This window comes from Microbulbifer mixtoriginis (SeqCode), from assembly GCF_052466715.1.
Window position 1 is genome coordinate 3,627,194 of record NZ_CP174288.1, and the last position, 17,593, is coordinate 3,644,786.

A 17,593-nucleotide genomic window follows, 5' to 3' on the forward strand; every position below is an offset into this window, starting at 1 on the left:
TCAGCCTGTCCCTGCGTAAGTCAGTGGCAGGCGGGTAGTCTGTTTCATGGTCTCCATCACAAAACTGGAACTGACATCGAATAGGTCAGCTTTAATCAGCGCCTTGTAAAGGCGGTCGTAACCGGGCATATCGGTAACCACCGCCTTGATCAGGTAATCAAGGTCCCCACTCATACGGTGCACCTCCAATATCTCGGCGATGCCTTGCACCAATTCACCGAACTGAGCAGCCCAATGATCATTGTGCTGATTGGTTCGAATGGAAATATATACGGTCAGTGGCAGATTGAGTTTCTGCGGGTTCAGCAGTGTCACCCGTTCGGCAATCACGCCCTCCTCCTCCAGCTTGTTAATACGCCGCCAACAGGCGGATTTTGATAGCCCCACCTGCTCGGCAATATCCCCCACAGAGAGTGTCGCATCCCGCTGCAATAACTCGAGAATTTGTTTGTCCTGCCGGTTAAGTGCCGCTGCCATACATGTCCCCACTCTGGCCACCAAATGGCCCATCGTCTCACTTAACCATCATAATTCAACACAAAGAATCTAAAAACTTAAAATTACGGCACAAAACTTCGGTAATGAGCTGAAAAACAACATAAATAGGCACATTGTTTCACTCCCAAAGCCCTAGAGTGCCCCTATAAAACAGGGAAGAGAATCATGACCACTCTTATCAAGCACATCCGTGAATCTGTTATCGGCGATCGCACACCGATTCCGACTCCTTTTGGACCGAGGCCTTTGGTTTATGCCGATTACACCGCTTCCGGTCGTTCATTGAGGTTTATCGAAGATGCCATCCGTCAGCAGGTACTGCCCTACTACGCCAATACCCACAGCGAGAGTTCCTTTACCGGTGCCCAGATTAGTGCGCTGCGCGAGGAAGCGCGGGAAGAAATTCGCCGTGCGGTCAATGCAAGCCCCGAACACAAGATCATTTTTTGTGGCTCTGGCGCCACCGCTGCGATCAACAAGCTGATCGATATCCTTAACTTGCGTCTGCCGGCTGACCTGGATAAGCGACACCAGCTACTGGAGCAAATCCCTCCCCAACAACGGCCGGTGGTTTTTATCGGACCCTACGAGCACCATTCCAATGAATTGCCCTGGCGGGAAAGCATCGCCGAACTGGTTTCTATTCCCCTGAATCGCCAAGGCGGGCTGGATCTAAACGGTCTGGAGTCCATGTTGCACACTTACGCCGAGCGACCCGTGAAGATTGGCAGTTTTTCCGCTGCCTCCAATGTAACCGGCATTAAAACCGACGTAGCGGCCGTCACCCAACTGCTACACCGCTACGGCGCTCTGTCCTTCTGGGACTATGCGGCTGCCGCGCCCTATGTGGGGATCGACATGTGTGCAGTTGGGGACAACGGGGACAACGGGGACAACGGGGACAAGGCAAATAAAGATGCGGTCTTTATTTCACCGCACAAATTCGTCGGCGGGCCGGGTAGCCCCGGTATTCTGGTGGTACACGAGCGGCTGTTAAAAAACTCTGTACCGGCGACTCCCGGCGGAGGCACAGTACTCTATGTCACCCCGAAAGATCACCGCTACCTGGAGGACCCGGAGCGCTGTGAGGAGGGCGGCACACCCGCCATTGTTGAGTCTATTCGCGCCGGCATGGTCTTCAAACTGCAGGGGATGGTGGGCACAGAGGAAATTGCCAGACGTGAAGAGCAGTTTATCAACCGAGCGCTGCAGCGCTGGTCCCGTGAAGAAAATATCGAAATTCTCGGTAACCTGCAGGCACCTCGCCTTTCCATCGCTTCACTGCGTATTCTCTGGCAGGGCAAGGACTTGCACTACGGCTTTGTTGTAGCACTGCTCAATGATCTGTTTGGTATCCAGGCCCGCGGTGGCTGCTCCTGTGCCGGCCCCTATGGGCACGCACTGCTCGGCATCGATATGGAGCACAGCCGCGCTCTGGAAGAACAGATTCTAAAGGGGCAAAAACTACTACGGCCCGGCTGGGTGCGCCTGAATTTCAATTATTTTATCGACGAAGACACCTTTGAATACTTGCTAGAGGCAGTTGCCCTGGTCGCACAGCACGGCTGGAGGCTGCTGCCCTATTACGCCTTCGACACGGCTCAAGGAGTCTGGCGCTTCCAGCAAGAAAAACTCGGTCCAGTTGTCAGCTTGGCAGAGATGGATTTTCTCGCAGGGGCAATAAACGAAGAAGAGGAGCCTCAACCGCTAAGGACCCTGAGCGACTACCTTGCTATCGCGGAGGAGGAGCTATGCCGAGCTCGGCCGGAGGCGCATTACTGCGAATTAACACTACCTGCAGATGCCGAAGTACTGCGCTGGTTCACCAGCCCCAGGGAGGCAGCGTTGGCACTCTGAGGCCGCAACCCCAGAGCTTCAATGATCAACGCAACAGCAGCAGGGGTTGCCGGGTTTTTAGCAGCATCTTGGCGGTGATGCTCCCCATTAACAGATCACGCAGGCGATTGTGGCTGAAGGCCCCCATCACTGTGAGGTCAATCTGGTGTTCTGACTGATAGGCAATCAAAGCTTCAACCGGATTGCCCTCCAGGTGGCTGGCTGTAACCGCCAGCCCCGCAGTATCCAGCTCAGCGCTAGCCTGCGCCAGCAGCTTCTCCGCCACATCCGCAGGTCCCACATTGACCAGATGGCAGGACATCTGCCGGAACAGAGGGCTCTCTGCCACCAGCGACAGGGCCTTGCTCGCGGCTTCGCTACCATCGTAAGCGAGCATAATGCGCTTAGGTGGCTGGAATTCCCGGTTAACCACCAGAATCGGCTTGTGCAGGGCACGCACCACCGTCTCCAATTGCGCACCCAGGCCCTGGTCAGAATCCGCGTGCTCTTCACCGCGAATACCGAGCACCAGCACACGAATCGAATCCTCAAGCTCCACCACGGACTCGGGCAAGCTGTCGTGGCGCTGGCAACTCAGTACCTGCTCCACACCGGCAGCCTCCACGCGACTGCGCGCGGCCTGCAACATCAGTTTGCCCTGTTTTACCAGCAACTGCGCGCGCTGTTGCTCCAGCGCGGTCAGCTCTTCCAGTAACTCTTCCTGGCTGCCGAGGCCGATGCTGCCGGTGAAGTCCGTTACCGCCGGAACCTCACTGCGTTCGATGTTATGCAACAGCTTTAACGGCGCACCCAGGCTATCGGCCAGCCAGGCCGAATAATCACAGACTGCACCGGTGTAATGAGAGCCGTCGATACAGGAGAGTATCAACGGCGGTGTAGCACCACTACCAAAGGAGTTATTGTTATTGTCGCTGTTGCTTACGGCCATCAATGTCCTCCAAGAACCCGTTCAATTTCCTCGGGTTTATCATGTACGCCGAACCGGTCGACGATTGTCTCACTGGCTTGGTTAAGTCCCACCAGCTCTACCTGGGCGCCCTCGCGACGGAATTTCAGCACAACTTTGTCTAGAGCGTTCACCGCGGAGATATCCCAGAAATGTGCGCGGCTGAGGTCGATCACTACCGTATCCACGACTTCTTTGAAGTTGAATGATGCGGTGAATTTATCGGCGGAATTAAAGAAAACCTGCCCAATCACTTTATAGGTTCGACGACTCTGCGCCTCGTCCAGTTTACTGCTTACATACATAAAGTGGCTGACTTTGTTGGCAAAAAATAGCGCGGCCAGCAACACCCCAACAAACACACCATAAGCCAGGTTATGGGTCCACACTACCACAATCACAGTGGCCAGCATGACCAAATTGGTGGAGAGCGGATAGTGTTTCAGGTTGCGAATGGAGCTCCAATCAAAGGTGCCGATAGAGACCATGATCATGACCGCCACCAGGGCCGCCATAGGGATCACCGCCACCCAGTCACTGAGGAACACCACCAGGGTCAATAGGCCAATACCGGCTACCAGGGTCGAGAGTCTACCGCGACCGCCAGACTTCACGTTGATTACCGACTGGCCAATCATGGCGCAACCGGCCATACCACCGAGGGAGCCGGCAGCGATATTGGCAATCCCCTGCCCCTTACACTCGCGGTTTTTATCGCTGTTGGTATCGGTCAGGTCGTCGACAATCGTTGCCGTCATCAGAGACTCCAGCAGACCGACCACAGCCAGGCCAGCGGAATAAGGGAAGATAATCTGCAGGGTTTCAAAATTCAGCGGTACTTCGGGCCAGAGGAAGATCGGCAGAGTATCCGGCAGTTCACCCATATCGCCGACGGTACGGATATCCAGCCCCATAGTTACGGCCACTGCGGTGAGCAGTAGGATACACACCAGCGGTGAGGGCACCGCTTTACCAATCACCGGAATATAGGGAAAAAGATAGATAATCCCCAGGCCCGCTGCGGTCATGGCGTAGACCTCCCAGGTGCCACCGATCAACTCGGGCATCTGCGCCATAAATATCAAAATGGCCAGGGCGTTCACAAACCCGGTCACCACCGCCCGGGACACAAAGCTCATCAGGCTGCCCAGCTTGAGGTAACCGGCAATAATCTGCAGTACCCCGGTGAGCAGCGTCGCCGCCAGCAGGTACTGCAATCCGTGCTCCTTCACCAGCGTCACCATCAGCAATGCCATGGCCCCCGTGGCCGCGGAAATCATGCCCGGCCGGCCGCCCACAAAGGCGATCACCACGGCAATACAGAAGGAGGCGTAGAGTCCAACCCTGGGGTCCACCCCCGCAATAATAGAGAAGGCGATCGCCTCTGGAATAAGAGCCAGGGCCACTACCAGGCCTGCGAGAACGTCGCGACGTATATTGCCGAACCAGTCGGCTTTGGTCGATGAGAGCAGCGATGGAAGGAACATAAACGCAATAAATTTGAATTGATCAAAAAAAGGCCGCGCACTCTACCACATGCACAGTCCCCCCGCATAAATCCCCACTACAGACCAAAGATTCAGCGGATAGACCTTCGCCTTCAGTCTCCCCAGCCCTAGCTTTATCCATCTTCCCCGGCCTCTTAGCACTAGCGGACAAAGCGGACAGCGGACACTTTTTGCGGACACTCCCGAAAAAGCCCTGCACTACCAACAACTCAAAAAATCCTTATTTTTCAATGAGTTAACAATTACCTCAAAGTTGGCACAGCCCTTGCTGAATACCCGGCAAAACCAGTTTTTTTGATTTGCATCCGAATAGAAAATTTTTTGCATCCAAGTTGGAAAAGCAAAAGCCCCAATTAGAGAGTAATGGAAAGCGAGATGATCAGAGACACTTCCAGGCAAGATACAAAAATCGAAGCCGTGCCGCTGTGGAAGAATCCAAAAGTAATCAAGAGTACCCTCGGCCTCGGCCTGGCCACCGCTTTCCTCACCTGGGGTATCAGCGCCTGGCATAGCACCAGCTCCGTAGATAACACCCTATCTCTATCAAGGATCAATATCGCCCAAGTGGAGCGCGGTGATCTAGTGCGCGACCTGGTGGTTCAAGGCAAAGTCGTCGCCGCCAACAGCCCCACCCTGTTCAGCCCCGCTCAAGGTATCGTGAAGTTTTCCGTGAAAGCCGGAGATAGCGTAAAGGCCGGTCAGATCCTCGCCAGCGTCGACAGCCCAGAGCTGTCCAACCAACTGGCCCAGGAAAAGGCGCAACTGAACCAGCTCGGTGTGCAGCTGCAACGGCAGAAAATCCAGGCCAAACGCCAACAGATGGAGAACGAGCAAAAAGCCGACCTGGCCAAAGTCGATCTCACTGCAGCTAAGAGGGAGTTAAAGCGCTCCGAACTCTCGATGGAGAAACAGATTATCTCTCTGCTCGACTTTGAGCGCAGCAAGGATGAAATGGCCCGCGCCCAGCTGGAATACCAACAGGCCGTACAAAATGCAGAGCTGGAGAAAGAGTCCCTCACCTTTGAAACCCAGACTCTGGAGTTGCAGCTATCACAACAACAACTGCAAGTGGAGGAATTGGAGCGCCGTGTGCGCGAGCTGCAGATTCTCTCTCCAGTGAATGGCACTGTCGGCAGTCTCGCCGTTACCCAACGCAGTGCAGTGCCCGCTAATTCACCGCTGATCACTGTAGTGGATCTCACCAGTTTCGAATTGGAAGCCGCCGTGCCAGAAAACTACGCAGACGACCTGGGTCTGAATATGGCCGTGGCCATCAACCTTGGAGGGCGTGAACTGCCCGGCGAAATCACCGCGATATCCCCCGAAGTCATCGACAGCCAAGTCATCGCCCGTGTGCGCTTTAGCGAGGGGCAACCCCGAAACCTTCGCCAGAACCTGCGTCTCACCGCTCGCGTACTGCTAGAGAACCGCAATGATGTGTTGCTGGTAAAACGTGGAGGCTTTCTGGATCAGAGCGGCGGCCGCTTTGCATTCCGTCTCAACGATCAACAACAGGCAGAGCGCGTTGCCATCCAAGTCGGCGCGCTGGGATTGAAGCAAGTGGAAATTGTTTCCGGCCTGCAAGAGGGCGATCAAATCATTATTTCCGCCTCCGAAGAATTGGATACGGCGCAGCTGGTTGCCCTGAAAGAATAAGCCGAGCAAGACATTTAACACGCGCAAGCTACACCCACTCAGCTTGAGCAACTAATCAACGATTTAAAAATTCAGTGATAAACAAGGAATATCGCCATGCTTAAAATGCATAACGTCCGCAAGAGTTTCCGTACAGACACCATAGAAACCCATGCCCTGCGCGACTTCAGCCTGGAAGTAAAGGAAGGGGAATTTGTCTCTGTCACCGGACCCAGTGGTTCAGGCAAAACCACCTTCCTCAATATCGCAGGGCTACTGGAAACCCCAACCGGTGGCCAATATTTGCTGGACGGTGAAGACGTCAGCAACCTGAATGACCGCCAGCGCTCCCGCCTGCGCAACGAGAAAATCGGCTTTATTTTTCAGGGATTCAACCTGATTCCAGATCTCAACCTATTCGACAATATCGATGTGCCTCTGCGCTATCGCGGCTTTAATGCTAAAGAGCGCCGTAAACGCATCGAAAAAGTTCTGGAACAAGTAGGTCTATCTGCCCGAGCTAAGCACCTTCCAGCACAGCTGTCCGGTGGTCAGCAGCAGCGTATCGCCATCGCCCGTGCCCTGGCCGGCGAACCGCGCTTCCTGCTCGCGGATGAGCCCACCGGAAATCTCGACTCCCTGATGGCGCGCCAGGTTATGGAGCTTCTGGAGTTTATCAATGAATGGGGCACCACTATCGTGATGGTCACCCACGACCCCGAGCTGGCCCGCCGCGCGCATCGCAATATTCAGATTGTGGATGGGCAAGTGTGTGATCTGCGCCCGGTCACCAAGCAACCTGAAGCCGCTACTGCTTAAGGAGCCTGCAGTAATGATTGGATACTATATTTCCCTGGCACTGCGCAGCCTGCGCAGTACACCGATATTAAGCGCACTAATGGTCGCGGCCATCGCAGTGGGTGTTGGTGCCTCCATGACAGTGCTTACTTTGAACTACACGATGTCAAAAAATGCTCTTGAGCATAAGGATGACGTACTTTTCGCAGTACAGCTCGATGGCTGGGATGTTAATAAAGCCTACGATAGCGCCAACGAAATTCCCTGGCAGTTGACCTTTAAAGATGCCGAGGCCCTGCTGCGTTCCGATATTCCCACCCACCAAGTGGCTATGCATCGCTATGGTTTCACCGTGGAACTGGAAGATTCTGCAACCCGGCCTTTTACCGCAAACACCCGTGTAACCACCCGTGATTTCTTCGCCCTATTCGATGTTCCTTTTATCTATGGCGGTACCTGGGCTCAGGCTGCCGACAATTCGCCCACGCAAGTTGTGGTGCTTTCCAAAGCCACTAATGAAAAATTATTCTCGGGGAAAAACAGTGTAGGTAAAACAGTCGTATTAAATAGCCTGCCTTATACTGTCATTGGCGTTATTGATACCTGGAAGCCCTCACCCAAAGTCTACGATATAAATAACAGTCCTTTCGCAGAGGTCGAGTCCCTTTTTGTGCCTTTTGGTCTTCACCGCAAGCTGGAAATGCATAGCTGGGGTAACACTAATGGTTGGGACCACTCCAACCCTGAAAGCTATGATGAATTTCTGCAGAGCGAGTATATTTGGGTTCAATACTGGGTAGAACTTAGCAACCACGAACAAAAAGAGCAGTACGAACAATTCTTAACCGCTTATATTCAACAGGAAAAACTACAGGGACGTTTTCAAAGGCCTCTTAAATTTGCCTTAAGTAAACCTTCGGAATGGCTAGTGCTCAACGAAGTACTCAGTGATGACAACCGCGTTCTGGGCTGGGTCTCATTGGCCTTTCTACTCGTATGTATTATTAATGCTGTAGCCTTACTCTTGGCCAAATTCTTGCGTAAAGCTCCCGAAGCAGGCGTGCGCCGCGCACTGGGCGCCAGTCGCAATGCCATTTTTACTCAGCACTTAATTGAAAGTGCCACCATCGGAATTATCGGCGGTATAACAGGCATTTTTCTTGCCATCTTAGGTCTCAGTGGCATCCGTTACCTTGCCATGGGACAAATTGATACGCTACCGACTATGGACTGGCTCATGATGATCGCAGCTATCGGTTTAGCACTTATGGCCAGCTTATTGGCAGGTTTCTACCCTGCTTTAAGAATAAGCCAAACCAATCCCTCCATTTATCTAAAAACCCAGTAAGGACGAACCATGCTTGAACTAAAACCCATGCTGTCCGCACTCTGGCGCAACAAGATCTCCGCACTACTAATAGCTCTACAGCTCGGACTAACCTTGGCAATTATTAGTAATACTGCAGTTATTATTCATGACAGGATTGAAAAGATAAGTCGCCCCACAGGAATAGATGTAGACAACATCATTACCGTAGGTTTGATGGCTATTCCCCAAGACTATGACTTCAAAGAAACCGTTCGTGCCGATATGGATCTTCTACGAACAGTTCCCGGCATTATAGATGCTTCCTACACCCAGCATATTCCGATCTCGCAGTCTGGCTCTTCCTCTAAGTACTTCAATAAACCTAATCAGGAAATCGGTGGCGAGCGCAGCAATTACTATTTTGTTGATACCCACTTTATCAACACAATGGATCTCAAACTGGTCGCAGGTCGTAATTTCACAGAAAATGAAGTTAGCATGGATAACTCCGACGAGTCTGATAAAAGCGCTGTAGTTATTATTACTCAGCAAATGGCAAATAGCCTTTATCCAGACCAAAACCCAATAGGAAAGCCTGTTTTCCCTGGAGCCAGCTCTGAACCAATGGAAATTATTGGAGTTGTAGAGCGCCACCTGGGCGCTTGGGTTGACTGGTCAAAAGCCGGTAACGTAATTTTTATTCCTGAAATTAAAAATAGACGTAATACTAAATATTTGGTACGCACAGAAAGTGGAAAGCGAGACGAGACTCTTAAAATACTTGTGGAAAAATTGTATGAGCAAGACCCCCAGCGAGTAATCACCGTCAAGACGCTATCTGAGCATGTAGACCGCAGTTACGCTATCGATAATTTGATGGTTAAAGTCCTCTCCGTTGTTGCAGCAATGCTCAGCTTTATCGTAGCACTGGGAATTGTCGGCCTGACAATCTTCTGGATTAATCAACGGGCCAAACAAATTGGCGTAAGGCGTGCACTAGGTGCAACCCGCACTAATATCAGTCGTTATTTTCTGATTGAAAACAGCCTGATTGCCGCTACTGGTATTGCCCTGGGCAGTGCCGCAGCCTTAATCGCCAACCAATATATGGTGCGCGATTACTCCCAGCCGGTATTAACCCTGCTGCCACTCACTATCTGCGCTCTATTGGTACTGGTTGTCAGTCTTGCTGCAGCTCTAGCACCAGCACTGCGTGCTGCCAATATTTCCCCGGCGACTGCAACACGAAGTGTATAAAGATTGGACTTGGTGGTCAGCCTTCTTAATAGCCTGACCACTATTCTTAAGAAAACATAGAAGGATTTTTTATGCGCAATTATTTTGGAGCTGTAGGTTTTACAGCTATATCGCTTTTCATGTCCACAGCACTTGCCGAGCAGCACCCAGTCGTTGCCGGCCCTCAAGCCACAAAGGAATTAGAACAAGAAATCACAACTGTGGATTCACAACTGTTTGATGCAGTTTTCAACAGCTGTGACATCGACAAACTGAGCCAGCTTGTAACCGAAGACTTGGAAATGTACCACGATAAATGGGGAAAAACCGCAAGCTCAGCGCAAGAGTTTCTCGATGGTATTAGTGGGATGTGTGAACGACAAAAATCCGGCAGCGATATCAAGGCACGCCGCGAGTTAATTGCTAAAAGCGTAAAGATATTTCCAATCAACAACTACGGCGCGATCCAAACCGGAACGCATAATTTTTATGGTATTCACGCCAACAACAAAGAAGTACTGCGTGAAAGTGGACAATTTACCCATCTCTGGCAAAAGGTAGATGGGCAATGGAAACTCGCCAGGGTGCTGAGCTTTGATCACCAACCTGCTAACAATAGCCAATAACTCCTAACACTTTGGTGAACGCCTTCCGCTGGGGCACATATTGCCCTAGCTGCAGTTCCCCCTTAATACCCACTCATTGCATAATGCTCAGCTTACAAGCTGGCTCTTGGCCCTATGGATAAAATACTCATTATCGACGATAACAGCGGTATCGTCTCAGCCCTAGAAATACTGTTGTCACTGCACGACCTACAGCCTCTCTGCGCCATTACCCCCCAGGCAGGTCTGCAGCTGTTGCGGGAAAACCGGGATATCAGCCTGGTGATCCAAGATATGAATTTCACCTCGGATACTACCTCTGGTGAGGAGGGACGCGAATTGTTTTTTGCCATTCGCGAAATTAACCCAGATCTACCCATCATTCTTTTGACCGCCTGGACGCAATTGGAAATGGCCGTGGAGCTGGTCCGCGCCGGTGCTGCCGATTACCTGGGCAAACCCTGGGACGATAACAAGCTGATTTCCACCATCAATAATCTTCTTGAACTCGGTGAATTGCAAAAACGGCAACGGGCTTCCCAGCAAAAGGCCATCGATGCCCGCAGCGAATTACAGGATAAATTCGACTTGCGCGAGATCATCTACCGCAGCGATAAAATGCAACAACTGCTGGAGATGGCCACGCAGGTGGCCAAATCTGATGTACCAGTTCTAATTACAGGGCCCAATGGAGCCGGCAAGGAAAAAATTGCCGAAATTGTGCAGGCCAATTCCATGCTACGTGATCAACCTTTTGTAAAGATCAATGTGGGCGCCCTACCGGAAGAGCTGATGGAGGCAGAACTATTTGGTGCCGAGCCAGGCGCCTATACCGGCGCTGGTAATAAGGCCCGTGAAGGACGTTTCGAAGCCGCCGATGGCGGCACCCTCTTTCTCGATGAGATCGGCGAACTTTCTGCCAGTGGGCAGGTGAAGTTATTGCGCGTACTGCAAACCGGCGAGTTCCAGCGGCTCGGTAGCAGTCAAACCCGCAAGGTTAAGGTAAGGGTAATCAGTGCCACCAATAGCGATCTGCCCCAAGCCATCGCCAGTGGCAACTTTCGCCAGGATCTGTTCTACCGCCTGAATGTAATTGAGTTGCGCCTGCCTCCCCTGTGTGAACGCCCCGAGGATATAGCCCCGCTGGCTATGAATTTTTTACAGGATAACGGCAGTTCAAAAAAACTCTCCCCCCAAGCGTTGACCGCGCTAACCCGCTATCAGTGGCCCGGTAATGTACGTGAACTACAAAACGTGATGCAACGCGCTTCGGTTCTCTGCCGTGGAGATACGATAGATGATGCACTGCTTGCCCTGCCGAAACAGGCCCCAATAGACAGGGCCGAAGTACATTTCGAACCCAGCCGAGAACTCCTACAGCAAACGCTGGCCAGCTGTAATGGCATTATCGCCCAAGCTGCCAGGGAACTGGGCATGAGCCGTCAGGCACTGTATCGCCGACTGGACAAACACGGTATTCCCTATTGATGTCGAAATATTTCTCTCTGGAAGGCCGTATCCTCGCCTTCTCCATATTGGCTCTAGCCATCGCCGCCGGCCTGCCGTGGTTATTAAGCTTTATTGGCCTGGACGCCCGTCTCTCCTGGACACTGGGCCTTATCCTGGGAATTTGTACTCTTATCAGCCTGATACGTCTGGCACTAAAGCCCCTGACCTCCACCCTGAAATCCCTACAGGGTGGATTGCTCAACTTTCGCGATGGTGACTTTTCTATTTCACTGGTCTCTCCCCGGGATACTGAACTGAGCAAGATCACGAATTTATACAATGATATCGGCGAACACCTCAGACGCGAACGCGCCCATATCTATCAGCGGGAATTACTTCTGGATACAGTAATACAAAGCTCTACCCAGGCTTTGATCCTGGTGGACCAGAGTGATCATATTATTTATTCCAACAGTAGCGCTAAAAAGTTACTCAATGGCGGGAAACCTATTCAGGGTTTACTGTTGCAAAAGTTGCTGCCCAACAGCCCGAAAGAAATTGCCAGCGCCATACAAAATTGGGATAACGGCCTGTTTAATTACACGGATAAATATGGCAGCCACTCCATGCATATTGGCAACAGCACATTTGTACTCAACGCCCACAAGCACCGCCTGATTGTTATGCGCGAGATGACAAAGGAGCTCACCAAGGCGGAAGTAGAGGTATGGAGAAAAGTGATTCGCCTGATTAGCCATGAATTAAATAATTCCCTCGCCCCCATCTCCTCCCTGGCCCACTCAGGAAAAATGCTGATCGCCAAACCGGATAAAGCCGCGGCGCTTGGAAAGGTGTTCGATATTATTGCCGAGCGCTGCAAACACCTGACTGAGTTCACCCAAGGCTATGCCAGCTTTGCCAAATTACCCCCACCAAGCTGTGAACAAGTCAGCTGGCAAGAACTTGTAGAACGCATAGCCCCCTTACAGGAATTTATTTTAAAAGGTGAACTACCAGAGCGACCAGGCTACTTTGATCCGGTACAAATTGAGCAAGCTCTACTAAATTTAATCAAAAATTCCCGTGAAGCGGGTTCCAGCATTAATGATATCGAACTGTCGATTCACACTGATGGTCTGGGTCAACAACTGGTTATTGCCGACCGTGGTTGTGGCATGAGTGAAAAAGTGTTGCAACAAGCTCTGCTGCCATTTTTCTCCACCAAAGAACAGGGAGTGGGCCTGGGCCTCGCTCTCTGTAGGGAAATTGTCGATGCACACGGAGGGCACATTCAGTTAATGAACCGCAACGGTGGCGGCTTGCAAATCTCACTATGGCTACCCTGGGAGCAAGAAGTTTAGGGGCTCCAATTCAATTAAATAGTTCAACTAGAAATTAAGACTGGGTGAATAAACCATCGCAGTAAATAATTTCCTAAGTACACTCTCACCTTGCCAGAGCAAAGCAGTTAAAAAAACCGAACAAAAATCACCAAGTCCATCACATAAAAACTATTGCGGCACTTCTCTCCTGCTTCGTTGAACAACATGGGTTAATTGAAAATTTCAGTTGGCCCATGCGGTTCGGGTACTGCACTGGCAAAGTGCCATCACAATTTTAAACTACCCCCGAGCTGCTCGTTGTTTAAAACAAAAATGAAAGAAGGGATCAATGCTAAAAGTAAATAGTCTGCTGCCCGTCAGCGCGCTTGCTCTCAGCCTGATGGCTGCGAACAGCTACGCTGCACCCTCACCTCAGCTACAAGGTGGCAATCAGTTCGACCTGGTAATCGCCAACGAAGCCAAGCTGATCGACATGCTCAAGCGCTCAGGCCGCATTAGTAAAAATGCATCCATTGGCGAAGCCGAGCGCACTCTACACCAGTTTCTGAAAGAACGTGCCAGTAAAAGCCAAAACTTGGCCCAGGATTTGTCTAGTGAAACGGTACAAATGATGAAGCATGCCCGTGGCGGCAAGCATCCCAGATTAGGGCGCGGTAAAGGCAAGGGGCGCTTTCATGGCATCGGCCGTGCACCGGCACCCATTCAGCTCGAAAACTATGAAGGTGAGATGCGTACCGCGAAGGTTCTCGCGATCCTGATGGACTTCCCCGATTTCCCCCACAACAGCATTGAGCCAGGGGAAACGGATATGTACTACGAGGACTATGCCGCACAACACTATGCAGACCTGCTGTTCTCCCAACAGGGCTTCACTGGCCCCCAGGGTGAAAACCTACTGTCTATGCAGCAGTTCTACTGGCAACAATCCGGCAATAGCTACTCCGTCGAAGGTGCAGTAGCAGGTTGGTACACTGCCAGTCAGCCAGCAGCTTTCTATGGTAACAATGAAAACGGCGATGCCCGTGCTCTGGTGCGTGAAGCACTGCAGGCTGCCGCAGCAGATCCCAGCGTTAACCTCGCTGACTTCGATATCGAAGACCGCTACGACCTGGATGGGGATGGCAACTATTGGGAAGCCGACGGCTTGGTGGACCACATTATGATCTTCCACTCCTCAGTGGGAGAAGAAGCGGGAGGCGGCCAGCTGGGAGAAGACGCGATCTGGGCGCACCGCTGGAATCTCGGCGATGTTTTCTCTATTGAGGGAACTACCGCATCAGTGGATTACTGGGGCGGCACCATGGCGGCCTACGACTACACAGTACAGCCTGCCGACGCAGCAGCAGGTGTTGTCAGTCACGAGTACGGCCACGACTTGGGTCTACCCGACGAGTACGACACCGATGGTTCCGGCCGCGGTGAACCCGTCTCCTCCTGGTCAATCATGTCCAGCGGCAGCTGGGCCGGTGTTATCCCTGGCTCAGAACCCACGGGTTTCTCTGCTTGGGCAAAGGAGTATTTGCAAACCAACCACGGCGGCAACTGGCTGCACGGCGAGACCATCGCCCTGCAAGATATTCCCCGTCGCGGCATCCCTCTCCTGCTTGACGAGGCGGTACACAAGGGCACCAACAACGATGCGATCCGTATCGACCTTCCCCAAAAGGAAGTGGTCGTGACCGTACCAACCAGCGGTGAATACGCCTATTTCAGTGGCAGTGACAACAACCTGCAAAACTCCATGGTAATCCCTGTCGACCTGACCGATGCTCAGAGCGCAAGCCTGACCTTCAAGGCCTGGTATGACATTGAGCAGGATTGGGATTACGGTGCGGTTATGGTTGACCTGGGTGAGGGCTTCGTCACTATTCCCGGTAACATTACCACCGAGACCAGCCCCAATGGGCAAAACCCGGGCTTCGGTATTACCGGCAGCTCCAGTGGTTGGGTCGATGCCGAATTTGACCTGAGTGCCTACGCTGGACAACAGTTCAACCTGTCCATCGCATATATTACCGATGCCTATGAAGCCAACCCCGGCCTGTTTGCCGATGACATCACCATCAATGTCGACGGCCAAGCCACCCTCTTCGATGATGCGGAGAGCGACGGCAACTTCAGCCTGACCGGTTTCAGCCGCCACCCCGGCTACAACCTCCACGACCACTACTACCTGTTGGAATGGCGTACCCACCGCGGTGTAGACCAAGGCCTGGCACACATAAATGTGGCCGGCCAAATGCTGACCTATAACGAGGGCCTCCTGATTTGGTATGCGGACACCAGCTATGAAAACAACTGGGTAGGTGTCCACCCCGGTAATGGCTTCCTCGGCGTAGTCGATGCAGATCAGCAGGTTCTGAAGTGGAGCGATGACTCCGTTGCATCTACTCGCTACCAGATCCACGATGCCACATTTGGTGTCGACTGGGCCCAGCGGCTGACACTGGACCTTCTGGAAGATTACGGCATCACCATGACCGATATCCACAACCGTCCCCAGCGGGTATTCAACGATCGCAGAAGCTTTAGCAGCGATGAGATCCCCGATGCCGGCCGCGCGATTACCCCTTACGGTTTGAAAGTTCGCGTAGTCACGCAGAGCAGAGACAAGTCGGTAGGTAAAATCCTTATCTCTCAGAAGTAATTCTGTTTTGAGAAAAATCTGAAAGGCGGCCAGATGGCCGCCTTTTTTATAAGCGAATAAGATTTCTTCTTATTTCGTTTCCCTTCTGCAGCAATGCAAACCCTCCAGCAGAAATTCCAAACCGAGCTACTCTGAAATTCTGAAGACTAATGCAAAGCGTTTTGGAAATTTTGCCAATGGAAAAACATCAGAATATTTCCCGCAGAAGGTTCCTTAAGTTATCCGGCGGTGTCCTGGCGATTCTTCCGGTTAGCATAATCGCCACTGATCGGGCCAGCGCCCAAATCAAGGCGACCAAGGAATCGGTCAATTACCAGGACACACCGAAAGATGGTAAGAAGTGTGTGGACTGCCAGCTATTTACACCACCCAATGCCTGCATAGTGGTGGAGGGCGATATCAGCCCCGAGGGCTGGTGTAGCCTGTTTGTTCTCAAACAGGGCAATGCCACTTCAGACTAAGCTGGCACTCGCAGCTCACCGCGCAGCTTACTGACATCGGCGCGAGGCGGTAGGCCGAACATGCGGCTGTATTCACGGCTGAAATGGGAGGGGCTTTCGTAGCCCACCCTATAACTGGCGGAAGCTGCTTCCAACCCCTCTGAGAGCATCAGGCGGCGTGCCTCATGCAGACGCAGTTTCTTTTGGAACTGCAGTGGCGACATGCGGGTTATCTGCTTGAAGCTGTGATATAGAGAGGACTCGCTCATATTGGCTTGTTCGGCCAGATCGCTGATACGCAGGGGCTCGGAGAAGCGGTCTTTAAGCACCTCTATCACCCGCGATACCCGGTTAGCCTGGCTGTCCGCCATGGCAAACTTGCGCATGCGCGCACCGATCTCACCCATCAGAGCCCGATAGATAATCTCCCGCCTCGCCATGGGCGCCAGTATTTGCGCGTCTGTAGGATTTCCTGCCAAGTGCACTAAGCGGCTCACTGCATCGAGAATGCCCTGATCCATTTGTGTTACACAGAGGCCGCAGCTGACCTCCGGGCAGTCATAGCCCGCTTCAATGCCGGGAGCCTTATCTCCTAGCTCCAGGACCAGGTCTGCCACCTCTTTGGGGTCAATAATCAACTTTACCCCAAGAAAGGGGACATCCTTGGAGGCCCGCTCTACTCGCCCCAAAATCGGCAAATGTACAGAAGTTGCGACATAACTGAGGGGCATATAGGAAATTTCCCTATCCCCCAACTCCAGGGTTTTGTTGCCCTGGATAATAAAGTTCAGTGAAGGCGTATAGACTGACGAGGCACAGGCGAGCGGCTCATTGCAGCGAATCAAGGCCAAGCCATCCAGTGCAGTCTCCGTCAAGCCTTGCTCCGGTGCCTGGCGCATCAGGGTTTGGATCAGTTTTTGCCTGGTCGACTCCAGTTCCGCCGGAATGACTTCTGCTACCGCTCTCTCTTCACTGCTCATAGTTTTTCCTCGCGCCCGCGTGCCCTGGGCGGCATCAAACAAGGTGGCTGACAGTATACGGAGTTTTAGGCAACTCTCGCAGGATTTTGCAGGATTGGGCAATTACTGTGCAGCAATAGATAACTTACCGTAATCTCCTACCGTATAAAGCCGTGATAAATTCATTAATGAATCACAAACCTAGTTATATATACAGTACTAATTGATTGACTTAAAGGTCTTTCTCAGACTGTCACCTCACTGAGAAAAATAGAATTAGGCAATCAAGCCATAGTTACCGGATACCGCCCCCCTATTGCGCCCTATTAAAGTTGCCTCCCAACTGAGAGGAGTGCCGAACGG

General features: G+C 52.1%; 14 protein-coding genes. 10 read left to right on the forward strand and 4 right to left on the reverse strand.

The annotated features are described in order from the left end of the window. Positions 1–477: an Lrp/AsnC family transcriptional regulator gene (locus tag ACJJH9_RS16065; protein WP_444883841.1), complete on the reverse strand. Its 477-nt coding sequence runs from the start codon at positions 475–477 to the stop codon at positions 1–3. A gap of 186 nt (positions 478–663) precedes the next feature. On the opposite strand from ACJJH9_RS16065, the gene ACJJH9_RS16070 reads away from it, so the two are divergent. Further along, on the forward strand, positions 664–2,355 hold the full coding sequence (locus tag ACJJH9_RS16070) for an aminotransferase class V-fold PLP-dependent enzyme (RefSeq protein WP_444923372.1): 1,692 nt from the start codon (positions 664–666) through the stop codon (positions 2,353–2,355). Between the two features lie 25 nt (positions 2,356–2,380). Here the strand turns inward: ACJJH9_RS16070 and ACJJH9_RS16075 are convergent, their stop codons facing one another. Beyond that, positions 2,381–3,283, reverse strand: a complete 903-nt coding sequence (locus ACJJH9_RS16075; RefSeq protein ID WP_444899026.1) for a universal stress protein — start codon at positions 3,281–3,283, stop codon at positions 2,381–2,383. Then, complete coding sequence (locus ACJJH9_RS16080) at positions 3,283–4,788, reverse strand: SulP family inorganic anion transporter (RefSeq protein ID WP_152451629.1); 1,506 nt, start codon at positions 4,786–4,788, stop codon at positions 3,283–3,285. The genes ACJJH9_RS16075 and ACJJH9_RS16080 overlap by 1 nt, the downstream gene beginning before the upstream one ends. A gap of 396 nt (positions 4,789–5,184) precedes the next feature. On the opposite strand from ACJJH9_RS16080, the gene ACJJH9_RS16085 reads away from it, so the two are divergent. The 9 genes from ACJJH9_RS16085 (at position 5,185) to ACJJH9_RS16125 (ending at position 16,292) form a co-directional block, all read left to right on the forward strand. Beyond that, entirely contained in the window at positions 5,185–6,465 is a 1,281-nt protein-coding gene (locus ACJJH9_RS16085) for an efflux RND transporter periplasmic adaptor subunit (protein WP_444923373.1), read from the forward strand. A 96-nt stretch (positions 6,466–6,561) separates the two neighbouring features. Further along, positions 6,562–7,263 (forward strand): ABC transporter ATP-binding protein, encoded by a 702-nt coding sequence (locus tag ACJJH9_RS16090; protein WP_444888068.1) that lies wholly within the window; start codon positions 6,562–6,564, stop codon positions 7,261–7,263. 13 nt (positions 7,264–7,276) lie between these two features. After that, a complete protein-coding gene (locus ACJJH9_RS16095) occupies positions 7,277–8,590 on the forward strand; it encodes an ABC transporter permease (protein WP_444923374.1) in 1,314 nt (437 codons plus the stop codon). A gap of 9 nt (positions 8,591–8,599) precedes the next feature. Next, positions 8,600–9,808 (forward strand): ABC transporter permease, encoded by a 1,209-nt coding sequence (locus ACJJH9_RS16100; protein ID WP_444923375.1) that lies wholly within the window; start codon positions 8,600–8,602, stop codon positions 9,806–9,808. 71 nt (positions 9,809–9,879) lie between these two features. After that, the gene (locus ACJJH9_RS16105; protein WP_444903903.1) at positions 9,880–10,413 is read left to right on the forward strand and encodes a nuclear transport factor 2 family protein; all 534 of its coding nucleotides are present in this window, start codon (positions 9,880–9,882) and stop codon (positions 10,411–10,413) included. Between the two features lie 114 nt (positions 10,414–10,527). Further along, positions 10,528–11,880: a sigma-54-dependent transcriptional regulator gene (locus ACJJH9_RS16110; protein ID WP_444923376.1), complete on the forward strand. Its 1,353-nt coding sequence runs from the start codon at positions 10,528–10,530 to the stop codon at positions 11,878–11,880. Next, positions 11,880–13,202, forward strand: coding sequence for a sensor histidine kinase (locus tag ACJJH9_RS16115; protein ID WP_444923377.1), 1,323 nt, complete (start codon positions 11,880–11,882; stop codon positions 13,200–13,202). The genes ACJJH9_RS16110 and ACJJH9_RS16115 overlap by 1 nt, the downstream gene beginning before the upstream one ends. A gap of 310 nt (positions 13,203–13,512) precedes the next feature. After that, on the forward strand, positions 13,513–15,831 hold the full coding sequence (locus ACJJH9_RS16120) for an immune inhibitor A domain-containing protein (protein ID WP_444923378.1): 2,319 nt from the start codon (positions 13,513–13,515) through the stop codon (positions 15,829–15,831). A 176-nt stretch (positions 15,832–16,007) separates the two neighbouring features. Further along, positions 16,008–16,292: a hypothetical protein gene (locus ACJJH9_RS16125; RefSeq protein WP_444923379.1), complete on the forward strand. Its 285-nt coding sequence runs from the start codon at positions 16,008–16,010 to the stop codon at positions 16,290–16,292. On the opposite strand, the gene ACJJH9_RS16130 is transcribed toward ACJJH9_RS16125, so the two are convergent. Then, positions 16,289–17,251 carry an AraC family transcriptional regulator gene (locus ACJJH9_RS16130; RefSeq protein ID WP_444883829.1) on the reverse strand — a complete coding sequence of 321 codons (963 nt, stop codon included), beginning with the start codon at positions 17,249–17,251 and terminating at the stop codon, positions 16,289–16,291. The genes ACJJH9_RS16125 and ACJJH9_RS16130 overlap by 4 nt on opposite strands. Between the last annotated feature and the right edge of the window lie 342 nt (positions 17,252–17,593).